Source organism: Arthrobacter sp. H14 (assembly GCF_000520495.1).
Classification (GTDB): Bacteria; Actinomycetota; Actinomycetes; order Actinomycetales; family Micrococcaceae; genus Arthrobacter_C.
Map to the genome: position 1 here is coordinate 1 of NZ_KI914652.1, position 16,890 is coordinate 16,890.

Below are 16,890 nucleotides of genomic sequence, written 5' to 3' on the forward strand. Positions count from 1 at the left end.
TGATCGACTACCAGGACCTGATCAACGACCTCGACCACACCACAGACGCCGGCACCGGCTCCTACACGTTCACCGGCCCCGTCACCGCGCAGAACATCCGCAAACTTGCCTGTGATGCGGAGATCATGCCCGTCATCCTCAGCACCGAGGGCCGGATCCTGGACGCCGGACCCGGCCAACGCCTCTTCCCGCCGCACCTGCGTAAAGCACTCATCGCCCGCGATGGCGGGTGCGCGTTTCCCGGCTGCTACATGCCCGCCGCCTGGTGCGAAGCCCACCACATCGACTATTGGTCGAAGAACGGTGCCACCAGCACAGATAACGGTGCCATGCTCTGTTCGTTTCATCATCACTTGGTTCATAAGGAAAAATGGCGGATCCACGTCGAAAACGGGGCCCCCTGGTTCATCCCGCCCCAGTACGTCGACCCGTACCAAAAACCACTGCGGAACCACTATTTCGACCGGCGACACCACACGCACGGCCACCACCAACCACGCCTCCCACTACCCGCCACCGGATAGAGCCATCCACACACCCCTGACTTGCGGCAGTAGAAGCTTCATCAGCCGATTGGTGCCGTCTACAGCTGTTCCCGTCTGCAGCTTATGGCGGCGGGCGGCGTCACCGGACGGGTAGACGATTGCAGCAACGTCTTTGGATGGGTGGACGATGACAGCAACGTCTCTAGACAAGCGAGCGATGATGGAGAATTCTCTAGCGGAGCGGATCCAAGTCCGGGCCGGTCCTGACTCCGGCAGGGTGTGGTCCGGCGTCCAGCAAACGCTCTGTCCAGTCCGCCGGCCAAGGTCGGTTCAGTCCGACAAGCACGACATTGCCGGGGTAGCGGCCGCTGAACATAGCCTCTTCAGCCAGTGCGCCGACGTCGTTCATCACTTGATCAAGGGCCCGGATCTGGTTGCGCGTGAATGCCAATGGCGGTTCATCACCCACATTCACCAGCAGTACGCCCCGCTCCGACAACAGGGCGGCTGCTTCTCTGTAAAACGCCGGCTCCGTGAGGTGAGGCGCGGAATCCGGACCGGCAAATACATCAAGCACGACGACGTCGAAAGCGCCGCCGTCGAATTTGGCGAGCGTTTCGCGGGCATCGCCAATGTGGTTTGTCAGGTCAGTTCCGGCGGGCAATGGAAGGTGACGGAGGACAAAGTCCAGCAACTCGCGTTCGTGCTCGACCGCGTGCTGGATGGAGCCCGGCCGCGTCACGGCGATGTAGCGGGCGAGCGTCAGGGCACCGGCACCCAGATGCAGGGCACGAACTGGCTCAGCTTCCGGGGCCACAAGATCCACCACATTGGCAATCCGGCGGAGGTACTCGTAAAACACCGATTCCGGATGGGCCAGGTTCACGTGCGACTGCTGGGCGCCGCCGATGCTGAGGATGTATGCACCGGAGGTGAACGCATCCTCGTCGATGGTCGCGTGCATGCCCGAGGCGCGGAGCAAGCGGCTGGGGTCCATCCGCCAAGCTTACTGCCGGCGGACCTTGTTGTATCAGCCAGCCGCACTGCCGGCGAGCGCAGCCGTTCCCAATGCGACGAGAACCAGTCCGCTGGCTGCGGCGACGAACTGGCGGACGCGTGGTCGTTGAAACAATCGCTCCCAGACTCCGATGGCGGAGCACAGGGCGACGTACCAGATGACGGACAGGCCGAGGAAGACGGCGGCCAGGGCGATGTTGTTCCACAAGCCGGTCAGTTCCCCGAGCTGAAACTGGGGCAGAAGTGCGAGGTAGAAGACGGCTACTTTGGGGTTGGAAAGATTGCAGATCATTCCCTGCCGGTAGTGCGCTCCTCTGCGTGGGCCCGCAGGTTCCTGCCTCGCCCGGACGGTGCCGGTGCGCAACTGCCACCAGCCGATCAGCGAGGTGATACCGAGATAGAGCAGGTACGCTCCGCCGGCCAGCGTGAGCACCATGTAAGCCGTTTCCGAAGTGCGCAGGATGGCGGTCAGCCCGGCGACCGCCAGGGACGCGAGGATCAGGTTTCCGGTCATGACGCCGGCTGCTGTGGCTACCGCCGCAGATCGTCCGCCTTGGGCGGTGTTGCGCAATGTCAGGGCGAAGTCGGGACCGGGAACGACAATAATCACCAGGCACACGGCAATAAAGGAGAGCAGATCCGGCATGCCACACAGCCTAGACCGACATCGGTGCCACGGTCCTATCCAATCCCGAGCCGTTGGAGCCCGGCAAGCGTTACAAGGTGGAAATTCCGCTCAACGGCGTCGCCCAGGGTTTCCCTGCCGGACACAGGCTGCGGCTCTCGGTATCGACGTCGTTCTGGCCACTGGCCTGGCCGGCACCGGAGCCTGCGATGGTCACCGTGTTCACCGGTCCCAGCACGCTGAAACTGCCTGTCCGCCGACCCCGGCCGGAGGAGGAGGCCGCGTTGCGGGAGTTCGGGCCAGCCGAGGCGGCGGAAGAGCTGGAGGCAGACGCAGGTTCCGCGCGATCTGGTTTGATCTGATCCCGTTGCAGAAACGCCGCGCGCCCGGGTCAGATGTCGCCCGCCTGGGTCAGATAAAGTCACGCGGGATGGTGGTGCTCCAGTTCTTGGAAACTACCCGTCGTCCACCTTCGTAGGCATCCAGTTCCGCATCCACGTGGAAGTCCGTCGGGGTCGAGGTCAGCACGGTCTTCGTCTCGATGTGCACTCGCCAGTCCCCGCGCTCGAATCCCATGGTCCAGTCGGTCTCGCCGCGAACCGAGTTGGCGTCCCTGCTGGCGAAACTGTACTTCTCGTAGGCCCGGCGGGTGACGGCGAGATCAATGTCGTCGAACCGGACTACACCCAGGTCCTTGACCACCTGCAGCTGCCCTGTGAGGTCGACCAGATTGCGCGAGACGTTCCAGTCGTGCTCGCCGGGCTGGACCTGGGTCACCGGGATGGGCGGGGCTCCTTCCGGTTCGCCAAACGAGGGAACGGGGCCGTCGTCGTCGGCAGTTGCGGGACGCACAGGCAACACGAGGAAGCTGTTCCCGGGGTGCACCGTGAGCCGTACCGGTTCCGGTGATGGCCAGACCACCGGCCAGTACGACGTCGACAGCGCCAGCCGCAGGCGGTGGCCTGCAGGGAAGGACTGCGCCATGCCGTTGAGCTGGACCTTGACGGTCTGTGGTTCGCCCGGCTTCAGCGGCCGAGGGTCGTCTGAGCCGTTGTAGTGGGTCAAGTTGTAGAGGCCATAGCTGACCCGGGTCGCCTCGTCGTCGGGGGCTACGTCGGAGAGCCGCACGGCCACCATGGCTATCGGCCGGTCGGCGGAGAGTGTGAGCTCCACCATCGGCGCCCCGAGTAACTCCAGGCGCTCGGGCAGCCGGTCGCTGTCGAAGACCATCGAGCCGCCGTCCTCCTCGCGCTGGTCGAAGGGCATATCCGGGGGCGCGTTGTAGGAGCACCATTTTCCCGCGAACTGTCCGACCGACAATGGCGACTGCACGGTCAGCTCGGGGCTGTGCATCTCCGAGTCCGGCTCACCGATCCGGTGACGTCCCAGCGGATACCGGGTGTCGACGACACGCGGGCTGGGCCAGCTCGGCTCGCCGACCCACCGGCCCGGCCGGTTCTTGTAGGTGGTTGAGGGCTCCACCGCGTCCTGCATCCAAATGCTCAGGTCCGGCCCGTCCACCGCGCCGTTGTCACTCTTGTCCTTGAGCCAGTGATCCCACCAGGCAACGCACTCCTGCAGGAACCCGATGGGGGGTCCGGGCTGGCCCATGTGCGGGTACTTGTGGCTCCATGGTCCGATCAGGCCCCGGGTTGGTACGTCCAGCCCTGCCAGCATCCTGAACACCGCGTTGGAGTATCCGTCGGCCCACCCGCTCACCGCGAACACCGGGCATTCGATGTCCGAGAAGTCCTCATTGATCGAACCGTGCTGCCAGTACTCGTCGCGGCGCTGGTGCCGCAGCCACTCTTCGAGCCAGAGCCCGCTGTGCTCGAGGCGGTCCATCCAGAGCTCCCGCCACCGCTCACCAACAATCGCAGGATCCGGCGGGCATGAGTTGTAGGCGAACATCGTCGATGCCCAGGACAAGTTGTCGCTGAGCAGGCAGCCACCCATATAGTGCACGTCGTCGGCATAGCGGTCGTCGGAGGAGCAGACGGTGATGATCGCGCCCAGACCCCGTGGTCTGCGGGCCGCGACCTGCAGGGCATTGAACCCTCCCCAGGAGATCCCCATCATTCCGGAGCGTCCATTGCACCACGGCTGCTCACCCATCCACTCGAGCACCTCCTCGGCATCGCGCAGTTCCTGCTCGAGATATTCGTCGGTGAGCACTCCCTCGGAGTCGCCGCTGCCGCGGAGGTCAACGCGCAGGCAGGCATAACCGTATCCGGCCATATATGGGTGGTGAATGGAATCCCGCTGTGCGGTGAGATCCCGCTTGCGGTACGGAATCATCTCCAGCACACCCGGCACCGGTTCATCTTCAGCGGAGACTGGCCGCCACAGCCGTGCGGCAAGCCGGGTCCCATCGGACATAGGAATCCACAAGTGTTCGGTCTCTTCGACATCGTGCGGCAGAGAGGTGACAGTACGCATCAGACTCCTTCCTGGCGGTCCTCGATCTCGAATTTGAGGGCCTCTACACATTGGTCGTACTTCTCGATGAGTTCTGCTTCGTCGCGCCCGCCAGTGAAAATTTGTGCCAGGACGTAGCTGTAGCTGTCCTCGCCGAATCCCTCCGAGAGCCGCGCCCCTTCATCGACAGTGACCTCGACCAAGGTGCCGGGAATCTTTTGCTCGAGCTCCACAATTTCCTCTGGAGCCGGCACCCGGTGCACCACGCCGTCGGAGAAGCGCCGCAGAAACCACTTTGCCGCGTGCCCGTACATCCCCTCATCACGGGTGAGAACGGGGTCGCGGTCGAGGGCCACATCAATCATGCACTTGTGGTTGGACACGCCGTCGACCATTTCAAACAGGGTGGCGTGCGACTGGGAGTGCCGGGCATTAACTTCCAGCAGCCTGAGCCGCCCGGTCTCCGGGTTCCAGAAGTATTCGATATTGAAGGTGCTGTTGGTGAGCCCGACGGCGAGGATCACCTTGCGCGAGACCTCGGCCATATAGTCCTTAATGCGCGCCGGGACCCGGGAAGGGTACTGGTAGCGAAGGAAGCTGGGAGCTTCCCTGTAGGAGATCGAGTCAATCACACCGTAGACTTCAATCCGCCCGGCACGGCTGAAACCCTCAACGGTGACCTGGTTGCCGGTGGCCGCCTCCTCAACGAGACAGGCGCTGCCGCCGATTCCGGCGATTTCTGCCGGCAAATCAAGCATCGCGAGGATGTCGCCGAACGGGCCGCCGAGCCTGCCGACCTCCTGGCGTTCCAGCTCAAGGGCAGCTTGGAGCTGCTCATCATTCTCGACGTAGTGGGCGCCTTCGGATGAATGCGACTTGATCGGCTTGATCCACGCAGGGTAGGCGACATGGTCGGGCAGTGTGGTGTGCTCGTCATCCAGGTCGAGGAGAGCGAAGGCGGGGTGCTCATCGATCACCTTTTCCTGTTCCAGCCGGCTCCAGTATTTGTGCTCACACTTGACGACGGCTTCGAGATCCGCCGAGCGCAGACCGAACCTATCGCACAGGATCGGCACCATCATGCTCACCGGAAAGTCCCAGTAGCCCACGATGGCATCGATGGAGCCGTTGAAGGTATCAAGCTGGCGCTGGGCCTTGTCCAGCAGATCGGGAACTGAGATCGTTCCTTTCTGCAGTTCCTCGGGTATGAGCAACTGGTGGAAGTCATACTGGTCGGCATCGGGCAATGCACGCAGTGCCGCGTGGTTGTGCTCGTCGAGCCCGACCACGAAGATATTCTTCTTCACTTGGACCTTCCTTGAGGTGCCATACTCCACAACCCGACCGTTACGGACGTCGGCTGGTGGCCGTCATCATGGCGGGAATGGACACTAGCCCTCATCCATCACGATACGCCTGCGGGTGCCGCGCAGTGACGGATCGCTGATGGGGACGGCGGACAGGAGCGCTTGCGTATAGCGGTCCTGCGGATGGTCAAAAATCTGTTCCCGGTCTCCGGTTTCGGCTATTTGACGACGTCGTGCAGTTGCGCCAGTCGACGGGCACCTTCGGTGAGCTTGTCATCCGATTTGCAGAAGGCGAAGCGGAGCAACGAGTTGTTCCGTTCGGCGCCTTCGGGATGGCAGAACGCGGGAACGGGGATCGCCGCAACGCCAATGAGCCCGGGCAGCTGACGGGCAAGATCCAGGCCGTCAGTGAAACGTCCGCTTCGGAGCAGGGGAGCGGTGTCAGCAATGACGAAATAGGTGCCACGCGGGTTGTAGACCTCAAAACCGGCTTCCCTCAGTCCGTCGCTGAGGACGTCCTTCTTCCTGGCGAGTTTGGCGGCGATACACGCGTAGAAATCGTCCGGCATGCCTAGCCCCTCGGCGATAGCCATTTGGAACGGCGTGCCGGAGCTGTAGCTCATAAAGGTCTTCACGGTCCGCACCTGGGCGATCAGCTCTTCCGGACCCGAGAGCCAGCCGACCTTCCAGCCGGTGAAGGAAAAGGTTTTGCCCGCTGATGAAATCGTGATGGTCCGCTCTGCGCCGCCGGGCAGCGTGGCCACCGGGGTGTGGGCAACGCCGAACGTCAGGTGCTCGTAGACCTCATCGGTGACGATGACGGCGTCGTACTTTTCTGCCAGCTCAATGACCTTCGCAAGGGTTTCCCGGCTGAACACTGTGCCGGTGGGATTGTGCGGATTGTTGACCAGCACTACACGGGTCCGGTCACTGAACGCCGCTTCGAGGGCCGCCGGATCCGGTTCGAATTCCGGCGCGAGCAGCGGCACGGTGGTGTGCGTTGCCCCGGACAGTCCGATGACGGCGCCATAGGAATCGTAGAACGGTTCGAAGGTCAACACTTCGTCTCCCGGCCCGGTCAGCGCCAGCAGGGTGGCCGCGATGCCTTCGGTTGCGCCGGTCGAGACAATGATATTCGTATCGGGGTTTGGGGTGAGGCCGTAAAACCGCTCCTGATGCGCGGCGATGGCTTCGCGCAGGGCGGGCACACCCTTGCCCGGGGCGTACTGGTTGTGGCCGTTGGAAATGGCATCGCGCGCGGCCTGTGCGATCTCCGCAGGCCCGTCCTCATCCGGAAATCCCTGCCCGAGATTGATCGCCTCGTTCTTCACCGCCAGTGCCGTGATTTCCTCGAAGATCGTCAATCCAAGGTGACCGTCCGCGCCCAGCAGGTTGGCGCCCTGTGCCGTGCGCTGCCACGGGGCCAGGGCGCCGGAAGTGGCCGCTGACTGGTGTTCGGAAATCGGGCTCACATCAACCTCTATCACTCTGGACTCTTCGCTGCCTGCCTTCGAGCATATCTGTCATGGTCGGGCCGGTGGTGTGGAGAAATCCTCAGTCGAATAAGAAAGTAGTACTAAGCCTGCTGAGGAAAGTTGTGGACAGGTGAATTCCCGAGTGGTAATACTGAATTTACGAGAGATAAACGTATCGGCGATCTAAATAGGCAGTTCCCATAATCCGTCTGGCAAGGCGGTCTACGCAACGCTACGGGTGACAGATCAGGCGACAACAGGAGAAGTCATGACACAGGCACTCTCGAATTTATGGACGGACGTGCTCGCATTTGTTCCCAAGCTCGTCCTGTTTCTGGTAATACTCCTCATTGGCTGGTTAATAGCCAAAGCAATTGCAAAAGCGCTCGACAAGATTCTGGAGAAAGTCGGATTCGACCGTGCTGTCGAGCGAGGTGGAATCAAGAAAGCGCTCGACAAGAGCTCGGTGGATGCCTCGACGATTGTCAGCAAGATCGTTTTCTACGCGCTGATGCTGTTCGTTCTACAACTCGCCTTTGGCGTATGGGGACAGAATCCGATCAGCGATCTGTTGACCGAACTTATTGCGTGGATCCCGCTGGCACTGGTGGCGATTCTCATCATTATTGTCGCGTCCGCCATCGCCGCGGCGGTCCGGGAAATAATCATGAATACTCTCGGCGGGCTCTCCTACGGCAAACTCCTTGCCAACATAGCCAGCGCGTTCATTATCGGTATTGGCATCATCGCGGCGCTCAACCAGATGAATATTGCGGTGACCGTCACGACTCCAATCCTCATCGCAGTACTGGCGACGATCGCGGGAATCCTGATTGTCGGCGTCGGCGGCGGGTTGATCCGACCGATGCAATCCCGCTGGGAGGGGTACCTGAACAAGGCCGAGGAGGAAGCCCCCAAAATCAAGGAACAGGCCTCATCCTCGTCGGGTTCTCAACCGCAGCCAGCAGACGCCAGGGCTCGAGAGGATTCAGGGATGCGCCAGAGCAGCGGCTCGCATCCGCACACGACGCAGCGGGATGTGCCACCGCCGCCTCCGGGCAGATACGACGTCGGTCCGGAGCGGGATGCGCCGCCACCTCAGGAACGGCCGGATGGATCTCCCGGACCCGGCGGGCCGCCCCGGCGCTAGCGATGTCGCGGCCAGGTGACGAAACGCACCCAGCCGGCGTGGAAAGCCGGGATTCGAGAAGGTAGATTCAGAAGCATGATTCGCGCAGTTTGCCCCGGCTCCTTCGACCCGCTCCATAACGGGCATGTCGAGGTGATTGCCCGGGCCTCGAGCCTCTTCGACGAGGTCATCGTCGCCGTTTCGACGAACCGGTCCAAAAAGCCACGCTTCGGCCTGGAGGAGCGGATGGACATGGCACGCGAAACATTGACTCTGCTGCGCGGTATTACGGTCGAGCCGATGGGCGAAGGCTTGCTGGCCGAATTCTGCCGCAGCCATGGCGCCGGTGTTATCGTCAAGGGGCTGCGTTCGGCGACGGACTACAACTACGAGGTCCCGATGGCGGCGATGAACCGGCAGCTGACGGGCGTCGAAACGGTGTTCCTGGCCGCGGACAGTCATTACACACATCTGTCATCCACTCTGCTAAAGGAAATTGCGTCCCTTGGCGGAGACATTTCAGACTATGTACCGAGGGCCGTGCTCAAACGTTTCACTTCGAACGACGGCGAGTAGCGCCGTCGTGGGCTGGTTTGGGGAAAGCCGCCCCGGCACGCTAAACTTGTACGTCGGTCATATGTTCTACAGGAGTTCTCATTAGTACTGCCAATCAGCGCGAGCTGAAGTCGCCTTTGATGCACAGTGTCAAAGACCTCGGGCGAAGCCCGGGCAGCATGCGGACGCTGGAACAACATGTACCTGCACCAAATGACTTTGGTACCCCGCTCATTGGAGTTCGGCCCGGATCCGATATGGATCTTGAGCTGAGGCTTGAGGGTGTGCACGAGGGAATTCTGGTTTCCGGCAACGTAACCGTCGACGTGACGGGTGAATGCGGCCGGTGCCTGGACCCCTTCGAGTATGACCTTGAGATAGATGTGCAGGAGCTCTTCAGCTATGAGGATCAGGAAGATCTTGAGGCTGAGGACGAAGAAGAGCAACGCCTGGTTGAGAACGAGAAGATCGATCTTGAGCCGGTGTTGCGGGACGCAGTGGTTACCGCACTGCCGTTCCAGCCGGTATGCCGGGAAGACTGTGAGGGTCTGTGTTCCGAATGTGGAATCCACCTCTCGGAGGACCCCGGTCACCACCACGAGGTCCTGGATCCTCGCTGGTCGGCCCTTCAGGGGTTGGCCGGCCAAACTGCAGTGACTGCAGACAAAGACAATGTGTTGGACGAGAGAGAAGAGAGTTAGCCGTGGCTGTTCCCAAGCGGAAGATGTCCCGCTCGAATACGCGATCACGCCGGTCCCAGTGGAAGGCTTCTGCCCCCAACCTGGTCAAGACCGTGGAGAACGGCCGCGTGACCTACAGCTTGCCGCACCAGGCCAAGGTCGTCACCGACTCCGCCGGTACTGAGCTGTTCCTTGAATACAAGGGCCGCAAAGTAGCCGACGTCTAAGGAGCGGTTTCCGGCCCTGTTGTGTCGATTCGACGCGGCGGGGATGTAAACCCTGCTCTTGGTCATGGCTGCTAACGAACAAGACCTGCTGAAGCGTCTCGGTGTCAATATTGACGCCGGGACGCTTCGTCTTGCCCTCACACACCGTTCCTACGCGTATGAGAACGGTGGCTTGCCCACGAACGAGCGCCTCGAATTCCTGGGCGATTCGGTCCTGGGATATGCCGTCACGGATTCGCTCTTCCGCGATCACCCGGATCTGCCCGAGGGCGACCTGGCCAAGCGGCGGGCCGCCGTCGTCAGCACCCGCGCCCTCGCCGGCATTGCCCGCGACCTGAGGCTGGGCGACTACGTCCTGCTGGGGCAGGGCGAGAAGCTGACTAACGGTAAAAACAAGTCCTCCATCCTGGCCGACACCATGGAGGCCATCTTTGGTGCCACCTACCTGAGCTGCGGCATCGAAGTTGCCCGCCAGCTGGTGATGCGCCTGACCAGCCCGTTACTTGGGGACGCTGCCGCCCTGGGCGCCGGCACAGACTGGAAGACCAACGTCCAGGAAACCGCGGCCAGCGAGGACCTCGGCACGGTTGAATACATCGTCGAAGGAGCCGGCCCCGACCACGCCCGCACCTATCAGGCGAAGCTGCTGATCGGCTCCACCGAATACGGAACCGGCAACGGCCCGTCCAAGAAGGAAGCCGAGAAGGACGCCGCCGCCCAGGCGTGGAAGAAGTTGTCCGCGTCCGGAATTCCGGCGCCCGAGACCCCCAATTTCGCCCAAGGGCCCTTCGCCGACCCCGATTCCGGGCAGGTTGCCTCCGGCAGTGCCGAATACGCTCAAGAATCCGGTGCCTGAACTCCCCGAAGTGGAGGTCGTCCGACGCGGCCTTGCCGCCTGGGTGGTGGGACGGACCATTGAAGACGTCGAAGTCCTGGATGAGCGCTCCATCCGGCGCCATCTCCTCGGCGCCGAAGACCTCCGCGGCAATCTCATCGGAACGACCGTCACCGACGCCGTCCGCAGGGGCAAGTTCCTCTGGCTGCCACTGTCCGAAGGCGGGCAGGATGTCGGCGGCGGTCAGATTACCGGGCCGGAAGCTGCCAGCATAAAGAGCCCCGCCACGGAAGCTTCCGACGACGGCGTTCCTCAGTTCGCGTTGATGGCGCACCTGGGCATGAGCGGGCAGCTGTTGATTGAGGACTCGGACGCTCCCGACGAGAAGCATCTCAGGGTGCGGTTCCGGCTGTCCCCGCAAGTTGCGGGCGTCGGGCCCGCCGAAGTTCCAGCTTCCGACCTCCCCGCTACCAAAGTCCCGGCTGCTGACGTCGGGCCACTTCCGGACGAGTTGCGCTTTGTCGACCAGCGCATTTTCGGTGGAGTATTCCTCACCGAGCTGATTCCGACGGCGGACGGCCAGCCAGGCGGACTCTCGGAAACACCGCTGCCGCTGGTCCCGCGTGAGGCATCACACATCGCCCGCGACCCGCTGGATCCGGCTTTCTCCATCGACGAATTCCACAGCCGCTTGCGCAAACGACGGACCGGGCTGAAACGGGCGCTGCTCGACCAGGGATTGGTATCCGGGATCGGAAACATTTACGCCGACGAGGCACTCTGGGCCGCCAAGCTGCACTACGCCCGCGCCACCGACACCATCCGCCGGAACGAAACCGCCAGGCTCATTGAGGCCTGCCGGCAGGTAATGCTTCAGGCGCTGGAGGCGGGCGGCACCAGCTTCGATTCGCTGTATGTCAATGTCAACGGCGCCTCCGGCTACTTCGAGCGCTCACTGAACGCCTACGGCCGGGAACGTGAAGCGTGCCCACGCTGCGCCGCAGTCGGGCTGACGACAAAAATACGGCGCGATACCTTCATGAACCGCTCCTCCTACACCTGCCCGGTCTGCCAGCCGAGGCCGCGCAACGGCCGCTGGTAAGAGGCTGGCAAGACCCGTCAGCAAGCTTAGGACTCTTCACAGACGCAGATCGGTGGAGTAGCGTCGGAATTGCCCGCGCCTTGGGGCTGAAGTCCGACCGCACTGGTCGCCAACCGTCTGATGAAGGAGACGCAGAATGCAGATCGACAAGCAGCAGATCATCGATTTCCTCAAGAGCCGTGGTGAGGATCAGAAGGCCGACCAGGCGACCCAGGAGTTGCCCGACAAGGTCGATACCGACAAGGACCAGGGGACGCTGGAGAAGCTGGGCATCAATCCCCAGGATCTGACGGGCAACCTCGGAGATGTCGGAAAGAAGTTCGGCCTGTAGCAACGCCACCTATTTTCGCCCGCGGACTGGCGGAGAGCGCCTTCGCCGGTCCGCGCGCCGTAACAACCAAATCAACTGATGGGAACAGAGTATGGAGGCAATGGGACAAGTCCGTGAAGGAATGAAGGTACTCGACCAGTCCGGCCAGGAGATCGGAAGGGTCGAGGAGTTCAAGCTCGGCGACCCTCAAGCAGTAACCGCGGAAGGCCAGGCGCCCGAGGGCGGCGGCGGACTCGTCGACGATTTGGCGCGAACCATTTCCGGAGGTCCGGAAGTTCCGCAACAGCACGCCGAACGCCTGCTCCGGGTCGGTTACATCAAGATCGACAGCAAGGGGCTGTTCAAGTCCGACTGCTATGCCGCCGCCGACCGGGTGGAACGGGTCGAGGGCGATACGGTCCACCTGAACGTCGACAAGTCCCAGCTGGTGAGTTAGCGGACCTAATCATTGCAGCCCGAAAGGGGAATTAGTCAGCGAAACAAGGACTCTGGCCGGTCATGGCCATACCCCGGTGGCACTCTGCTACCGGATGCGAGGGGCTGTTCCCGCCGCGCCGTAGTAGGCCGCCAGGCGGGACAGCCCCTCATCTACGCCGATCCGGGGTTCCCAGTCGAGCACCTCACGGGTCTGCCGCTGGTCGAACCAGTGCGCTGTCGAGAGCTGCTCGGCCAGGAACCGCGTCATTGGAGGCTCATCCGTTCCCGGGCGGACAGCCCAGAAGCGTTCGATGGCGGCACCGGCCCCGCGGGCCAGCCAACCGGGAACGCGTCGCTGGGGCAGCGGCGCACCTCCGGCGGCGCAAATGCCGGCCAGCAGTTCGCCGACGGGACGGGGCTCGCCATTGGTGACGACGAGAGCCTTGCCGTGGGCGTGATCCATCCGCTCGAGACCGGCAATAATCGCATCGGCTGCATTATCTATGTAAGTTGTGTCGATCAGCGCTGCTCCGGCGTCCAGCAGTGGCAGCCGTCCGGCTTTGGCGCGGGCGATCACCCGCTCAACGAGTTGCGTATCGCCCGGACCCCATACGACGTGCGGCCGGATGGCGGTGACGCGGAATCCGGGCCGGTCGGCGGCGAGGGCGAGCAGCTCGGCCTCACCCTTGCTGCGTGCGTAATCGCCCCGCGCCAGCTGAGGCCTGGCCGGCGCGGCGCCGTCGCCCATAATCGCGCCGCCGTAATGGGCGACAGACGGGGAGGAAATGAAGACGACGTCGGCCACCCCGGCCTTTTCCGCCGCGTCCAGCAGCAGCCGGGTGCCTTCGATGTTGACGGCGTCGAACTTTTCCGGCGCGCCGGCAAAGGACACCTTGGCGGCCAGATGAATGACGGCATCCACGCCGGCCACGGCACGTTCAACCGCGTCCCGGTCCGTGAGTGAGCCCAGCCGGTCCTCCGCACCGTGCACCCCGGAGGGACCACGCTGGAACGTATAGATCCGGTCCCGGCGCTGCAGCCGGGCACTGCGGGCAATCAGTGCGGCGGCGACGGTCCGGCCGAGCAGGCCTGAGGCGCCGGTGACGAGGATCCTCACCGTGCCACCGTCCGTGCCGACCGCAGGAACGTTCCGGAAACGGGAAGATCAAGGCTCATGGCGAGGTCATCCGTCCGCCGGCGAGTACCTTTGAGGCCCATTCGGCCAGCCGGGCGCGGTCGATCTTGGCATTGTGCCGGATATCGGTAGGCAATTCGGGAACTACGACGACGGCGGCAAGGCCGGGGGAGGCCGCCGCACCTTCCAGTGCGACTGCGTGGCGTACGGCAGCTGCGAGGGCGGCATTGGCCACTGCCGGTTCTGATGCCTTCGGAACGGTCTCCACGACAGCCACCAGGACCTGCGCCCCGGCGGGACCGACACCGACGACTGCCGCGCGGCCCACGCCGTCGGCAATTTCGATGCTTTGCTCCAACGCGACAGGAGTCACCACTCCCTGCGGGGTCGTGATGATGTGGCCGAGCCGGCCCTCCACCCACAGCCGGCCGTTGGAATCCAGGTGCCCGACGTCGCCGGTGCGGTGCCAGCCGGGATTCTGTGAACTGATCTGTTCGGTTGCCCAAAGCCGGTCGTAATGACTCTTCACGTGTGGAGCGCGGACAAGAATTTCCCCGGTGATGCCCGCCTCCGTGGTCAGGTCGCCGGTCGCGGCGCCCGTACCGTCCAGCGGGCTGACGCAAATCTTCGCGCCCTCGACAGCCGTACCGACACAGACGCCGTTGCCAGCGCCGGCAACGGATCCATTCGCAGCAGGGGCGATCCCGGCATCGAGCCGGGCACCGCGGATGCCTTCCAAGTCGATATCGGTGATCGGGAGTGCCTCCGTCATGCCATACGGAGTGTGCAACGAAGCGTGCGGAAGCAAACCGGTCAGCTCATCCAGCAGCGCTTCGCCGATCGGAGCACCGGCCGAGAGCAGCAGATTCACATTTGCCAACGCATTCCTGTTTCCAGCTTCAAGCTCGACGGCGGTGTCCAGCACGTTGCGCAGCGCCGAGGGGGAAGCGAAGACCGCTGTTGCTTCCACAGCTGCAGCCGCCTCGGCCAGAGCCTTTGCGGTCAGCGTTTTCGGAGCGGTGACGTCCATGTCCGGCGTGACTGCGGTGGCGCCGAGGGCGGGACCGAGCAGCGCGAACGGAGCGAAGCCGGCGACCAGAGCGGCCCCAGCCGTCAGCCCGTAGGTGCCGGCGACGGCGTCGCGCATAGCCGAAAGCTGGCGGTGGGTGTAGACGACGCCCTTGGCCGGACCGGTGGAACCGGACGTGAACAGGATCGCAGCCTCATCGTCGGCAGCGGGTACCCGCGGTTCGGCGGCCCCCGCACGGAGGGAGGCTGCGCCGCGGGCGGTGATTTCCGAAAGGGTGTGGCTGACGCCAAGCAGCCGCCGCCTGGCCGGAGGGAGGTCCGCAACGCTGATGCGGTCGCCGGGCCAGCCGAACAGGCGGGCGGCGGTCAGGCCGCGTTCAATGCCGACAATGAATTCGGGGCCGGCGCCTTTGATGGCACGGCTCAGGCCCTTGGCACCCAGGCCTGCATCGGCAACGACAATGACGGCACCGAGGCGCAAGCAGGCGTAGATCAGCGCGGTCAGATCCGAGCCGGGCGGTACCAGCAGGTTCACGCGGTCGCCGGGCTTCACCCCCGCGGCAGCGAGGCCAGCAGCCAGGTTGCGGACCCGCCCGGCCAGCTCTGTCCAGCTGAGCTTTCGTGTATCACCATGGACCATGTCGACGACGGCGGTGCTGGTTTCCGCGGAACGACGGTCCAGTTCCGCCCAGAGTGGCGTGAAGTCTGTCAATGGCTCTGTGGCCGGAGTGGGGGCACCGACGGGAGCTGCAGTGTCGCCGTCGTCGTTCCTGTTTCTTTGGCCCAGCCAACGCAGTACGGTGCCGGCAACATCGCGGTCCTCAACGACGAGGTGGCCGGCGCCTTCGAACCGGTGCACGTCCGCCCGCGGCAGGCGGTCCATCAGGTCGCGCAGGTAGCGGTCGGAAAAGACCGGATCCTTCGGGCCCCACAACAGCAGCGCCGGCACGTCGAGGGTGCGGACACCCTCTGCGACAGCCTCCAAGGTGGGGTAGCTCGGATGGGCGGGGCCAGCCGGGATATCGGCAACGAAATTGCCGATACCCTCCCGTCTTCGGGCACGTTTATATGGCGCCATGTACGCCGCTTCCACATCCTTGGGCAGCGGCGGATGGGCGAGCGAATGCGTTACGCGCAGGAAGGCGCTGCTGGATTTGGTACCCCAGGCGTGCACGGCGGGATTGAGCGCGAGCTTCAGCGGCGCCGGGATGGGGGTGTGGGCCGGCTGGTGGATGGCGGTATTGGTCAGAACGACGCCGGCAAGCTGGTTCCGGTGCCGGGTCGCCCAGCCGAGGGAGATGACGCCGCCCCAGTCGTGCCCCACCGTGATGACCGGGCCGGCCAGCTGCAATGCGTCGGTCAGGTCGCCCAGATCGGTAATGCGGTCCTCGAGGCGGCGGAACCGGTCCGTGCGGTCGGAGTAGCCCATGTCCAACTGGTCGACGGCGACGACGCGCCACGGCCGGGCCGTCTCGGTGGCTGCCTGGACGAGGCTGCGCCACAGATAGGACCAGGTGGGGTTGCCGTGTACGCACAGCAGCGTGCCTTCCGGAGTGAGTCCGCGTTCTTCCAGCTCCTGGCCGTTGTCTAGCAGATGCCAGTTATGGACGGTTCCCGGTGGGTCGACGGCGGCCCTTGAGGGCACACTGACGCGTCGGGACCAGCCCAGCTCAACACCGGGCCATGCTGCACTTACCAAACGAGTTCCATCATGGTGGTGTTGAGACCGGAGCCGACCCCCATGCACAGCACCCTGTCTCCGGTATTGAGGTTCTGCGACTCGGCGGCGAGGGTCATCGGCAGCGAGGCGGGACCGACATTGCCCCACAGCGGGAAGGTCATCGGAACCTTTTTGGGATCCAGGTTGATGGCGTCCACGATGGCTTTGGTGTGGGCGGTTGATACCTGATGAGTCACGTAGCGGTCCATATTGGACCAGTCCCAGTTGTCCGCTTGCGCTTCGTGCCAAGCGGATTCGACCAGGTTCAGTCCGCCCTCCATCAGACCTTTCGCATCGGTATACATCCCGTCGACGCCGCCGACACACAGTTCATGATGCTCGGTCCCGGCACGCGAGACCCCGCCGATGACCCGGTGGGAACCGGTATGCGCATCGGCTGGCC

At 63.6% G+C, this 16,890-nt stretch carries 18 protein-coding genes and 1 pseudogene; 10 read left to right on the forward strand and 9 right to left on the reverse strand.

Going from position 1 to position 16,890, the window contains the following annotated elements; genetic code table 11:
• Positions 1-524: HNH endonuclease signature motif containing protein (locus Y707_RS25160; RefSeq protein WP_026535124.1), on the forward strand; the 524-nt coding region annotated here is incomplete at its 5' end.
• Positions 525-717: 193 nt separating this feature from the next.
• On the opposite strand, the gene Y707_RS0110955 is transcribed toward Y707_RS25160, so the two are convergent.
• Both Y707_RS0110955 and Y707_RS0110960 read right to left on the reverse strand, forming a co-directional pair.
• Positions 718-1,482, reverse strand: a complete 765-nt coding sequence (locus tag Y707_RS0110955; protein WP_026535125.1) for a spermidine synthase — start codon at positions 1,480-1,482, stop codon at positions 718-720.
• 33 nt (positions 1,483-1,515) lie between these two features.
• Positions 1,516-2,148: a LysE family translocator gene (locus tag Y707_RS0110960; RefSeq protein ID WP_026535126.1), complete on the reverse strand. Its 633-nt coding sequence runs from the start codon at positions 2,146-2,148 to the stop codon at positions 1,516-1,518.
• A 20-nt stretch (positions 2,149-2,168) separates the two neighbouring features.
• Here Y707_RS0110960 and Y707_RS0110965 point away from each other — a divergent pair, with 20 nt between their 5' ends.
• Complete coding sequence (locus Y707_RS0110965) at positions 2,169-2,489, forward strand: CocE/NonD family hydrolase C-terminal non-catalytic domain-containing protein (RefSeq protein WP_081744796.1); 321 nt, start codon at positions 2,169-2,171, stop codon at positions 2,487-2,489.
• A 49-nt stretch (positions 2,490-2,538) separates the two neighbouring features.
• Here Y707_RS0110965 and Y707_RS0110970 read toward each other — a convergent pair whose 3' ends face one another.
• From Y707_RS0110970 to Y707_RS0110980, 4 genes are all read right to left on the reverse strand, one after another.
• Positions 2,539-4,566, reverse strand: coding sequence for a CocE/NonD family hydrolase (locus tag Y707_RS0110970; protein WP_026535128.1), 2,028 nt, complete (start codon positions 4,564-4,566; stop codon positions 2,539-2,541).
• The gene (locus Y707_RS0110975) at positions 4,566-5,852 is read right to left on the reverse strand and encodes an ATP-grasp domain-containing protein (protein WP_026535129.1); all 1,287 of its coding nucleotides are present in this window, start codon (positions 5,850-5,852) and stop codon (positions 4,566-4,568) included. Before Y707_RS0110975 ends, Y707_RS0110970 begins: the two co-directional genes overlap by 1 nt.
• An 84-nt stretch (positions 5,853-5,936) precedes the next feature.
• Complete coding sequence (locus Y707_RS30655; RefSeq protein ID WP_155852900.1) at positions 5,937-6,074, reverse strand: ABC transporter ATP-binding protein; 138 nt, start codon at positions 6,072-6,074, stop codon at positions 5,937-5,939.
• Positions 6,071-7,324 carry an aminotransferase class I/II-fold pyridoxal phosphate-dependent enzyme gene (locus Y707_RS0110980; protein WP_253905138.1) on the reverse strand — a complete coding sequence of 418 codons (1,254 nt, stop codon included), beginning with the start codon at positions 7,322-7,324 and terminating at the stop codon, positions 6,071-6,073. Before Y707_RS0110980 ends, Y707_RS30655 begins: the two co-directional genes overlap by 4 nt.
• Before the next feature lie 271 nt (positions 7,325-7,595).
• On the opposite strand from Y707_RS0110980, the gene Y707_RS25165 reads away from it, so the two are divergent.
• The 8 genes from Y707_RS25165 (at position 7,596) to Y707_RS0111020 (ending at position 12,622) form a co-directional block, all read left to right on the forward strand.
• The gene (locus tag Y707_RS25165; protein WP_081744797.1) at positions 7,596-8,477 is read left to right on the forward strand and encodes a mechanosensitive ion channel family protein; all 882 of its coding nucleotides are present in this window, start codon (positions 7,596-7,598) and stop codon (positions 8,475-8,477) included.
• A 75-nt stretch (positions 8,478-8,552) separates the two neighbouring features.
• Positions 8,553-9,032 (forward strand): pantetheine-phosphate adenylyltransferase, encoded by a 480-nt coding sequence (gene coaD, locus Y707_RS0110990; RefSeq protein ID WP_026535131.1) that lies wholly within the window; start codon positions 8,553-8,555, stop codon positions 9,030-9,032.
• A 119-nt stretch (positions 9,033-9,151) separates the two neighbouring features.
• Positions 9,152-9,712, forward strand: a complete 561-nt coding sequence (locus tag Y707_RS0110995) for a YceD family protein (protein WP_035781292.1) — start codon at positions 9,152-9,154, stop codon at positions 9,710-9,712.
• 2 nt (positions 9,713-9,714) lie between these two features.
• Positions 9,715-9,918 carry a 50S ribosomal protein L32 gene (rpmF, locus tag Y707_RS0111000; protein ID WP_026535133.1) on the forward strand — a complete coding sequence of 68 codons (204 nt, stop codon included), beginning with the start codon at positions 9,715-9,717 and terminating at the stop codon, positions 9,916-9,918.
• 64 nt (positions 9,919-9,982) lie between these two features.
• Positions 9,983-10,774: a ribonuclease III gene (rnc, locus tag Y707_RS25170; RefSeq protein ID WP_081744798.1), complete on the forward strand. Its 792-nt coding sequence runs from the start codon at positions 9,983-9,985 to the stop codon at positions 10,772-10,774.
• On the forward strand, positions 10,767-11,855 hold the full coding sequence (gene mutM / locus Y707_RS0111010; protein ID WP_026535134.1) for a bifunctional DNA-formamidopyrimidine glycosylase/DNA-(apurinic or apyrimidinic site) lyase: 1,089 nt from the start codon (positions 10,767-10,769) through the stop codon (positions 11,853-11,855). The genes rnc and mutM overlap by 8 nt, the downstream gene beginning before the upstream one ends.
• A 136-nt stretch (positions 11,856-11,991) precedes the next feature.
• Positions 11,992-12,186, forward strand: coding sequence for a hypothetical protein (locus Y707_RS0111015; RefSeq protein WP_026535135.1), 195 nt, complete (start codon positions 11,992-11,994; stop codon positions 12,184-12,186).
• Between the two features lie 91 nt (positions 12,187-12,277).
• A complete protein-coding gene (locus Y707_RS0111020; RefSeq protein WP_155852894.1) occupies positions 12,278-12,622 on the forward strand; it encodes a hypothetical protein in 345 nt (114 codons plus the stop codon).
• 87 nt (positions 12,623-12,709) lie between these two features.
• Here the strand turns inward: Y707_RS0111020 and Y707_RS0111025 are convergent, their stop codons facing one another.
• The 3 genes and pseudogenes from Y707_RS0111025 to Y707_RS25175 form a co-directional block, all read right to left on the reverse strand.
• Positions 12,710-13,720 carry an NAD-dependent epimerase/dehydratase family protein gene (locus Y707_RS0111025; protein ID WP_026535137.1) on the reverse strand — a complete coding sequence of 337 codons (1,011 nt, stop codon included), beginning with the start codon at positions 13,718-13,720 and terminating at the stop codon, positions 12,710-12,712.
• Positions 13,721-13,775: 55 nt separating this feature from the next.
• On the reverse strand, positions 13,776-16,466 hold the full coding sequence (locus tag Y707_RS0111030; RefSeq protein ID WP_026535138.1) for an alpha/beta fold hydrolase: 2,691 nt from the start codon (positions 16,464-16,466) through the stop codon (positions 13,776-13,778).
• Positions 16,460-16,890: pseudogene (locus Y707_RS25175) on the reverse strand (3-oxoacyl-[acyl-carrier-protein] synthase III C-terminal domain-containing protein); the annotation flags it as partial. The gene Y707_RS0111030 and the pseudogene Y707_RS25175, both read right to left, overlap by 7 nt.

Coding starts and splice junctions, on each gene's coding strand:
- Y707_RS0110995 (WP_035781292.1), top strand. CDS start 9,152: ATGCACAGTGTCAAAGACCTCGGGCGAAGCCCGGGCAGCATGCGGACG.
- Y707_RS0111020 (WP_155852894.1), top strand. CDS start 12,278: ATGGAGGCAATGGGACAAGTCCGTGAAGGAATGAAGGTACTCGACCAG.
- Y707_RS25165 (WP_081744797.1), top strand. CDS start 7,596: ATGACACAGGCACTCTCGAATTTATGGACGGACGTGCTCGCATTTGTT.
- Y707_RS0111015 (WP_026535135.1), top strand. CDS start 11,992: ATGCAGATCGACAAGCAGCAGATCATCGATTTCCTCAAGAGCCGTGGT.
- rnc (WP_081744798.1), top strand. CDS start 9,983: ATGGCTGCTAACGAACAAGACCTGCTGAAGCGTCTCGGTGTCAATATT.
- Y707_RS0110960 (WP_026535126.1), bottom strand. CDS start 2,148: ATGCCGGATCTGCTCTCCTTTATTGCCGTGTGCCTGGTGATTATTGTC.
- coaD (WP_026535131.1), top strand. CDS start 8,553: ATGATTCGCGCAGTTTGCCCCGGCTCCTTCGACCCGCTCCATAACGGG.
- Y707_RS0110970 (WP_026535128.1), bottom strand. CDS start 4,566: ATGCGTACTGTCACCTCTCTGCCGCACGATGTCGAAGAGACCGAACAC.
- Y707_RS0110955 (WP_026535125.1), bottom strand. CDS start 1,482: ATGGACCCCAGCCGCTTGCTCCGCGCCTCGGGCATGCACGCGACCATC.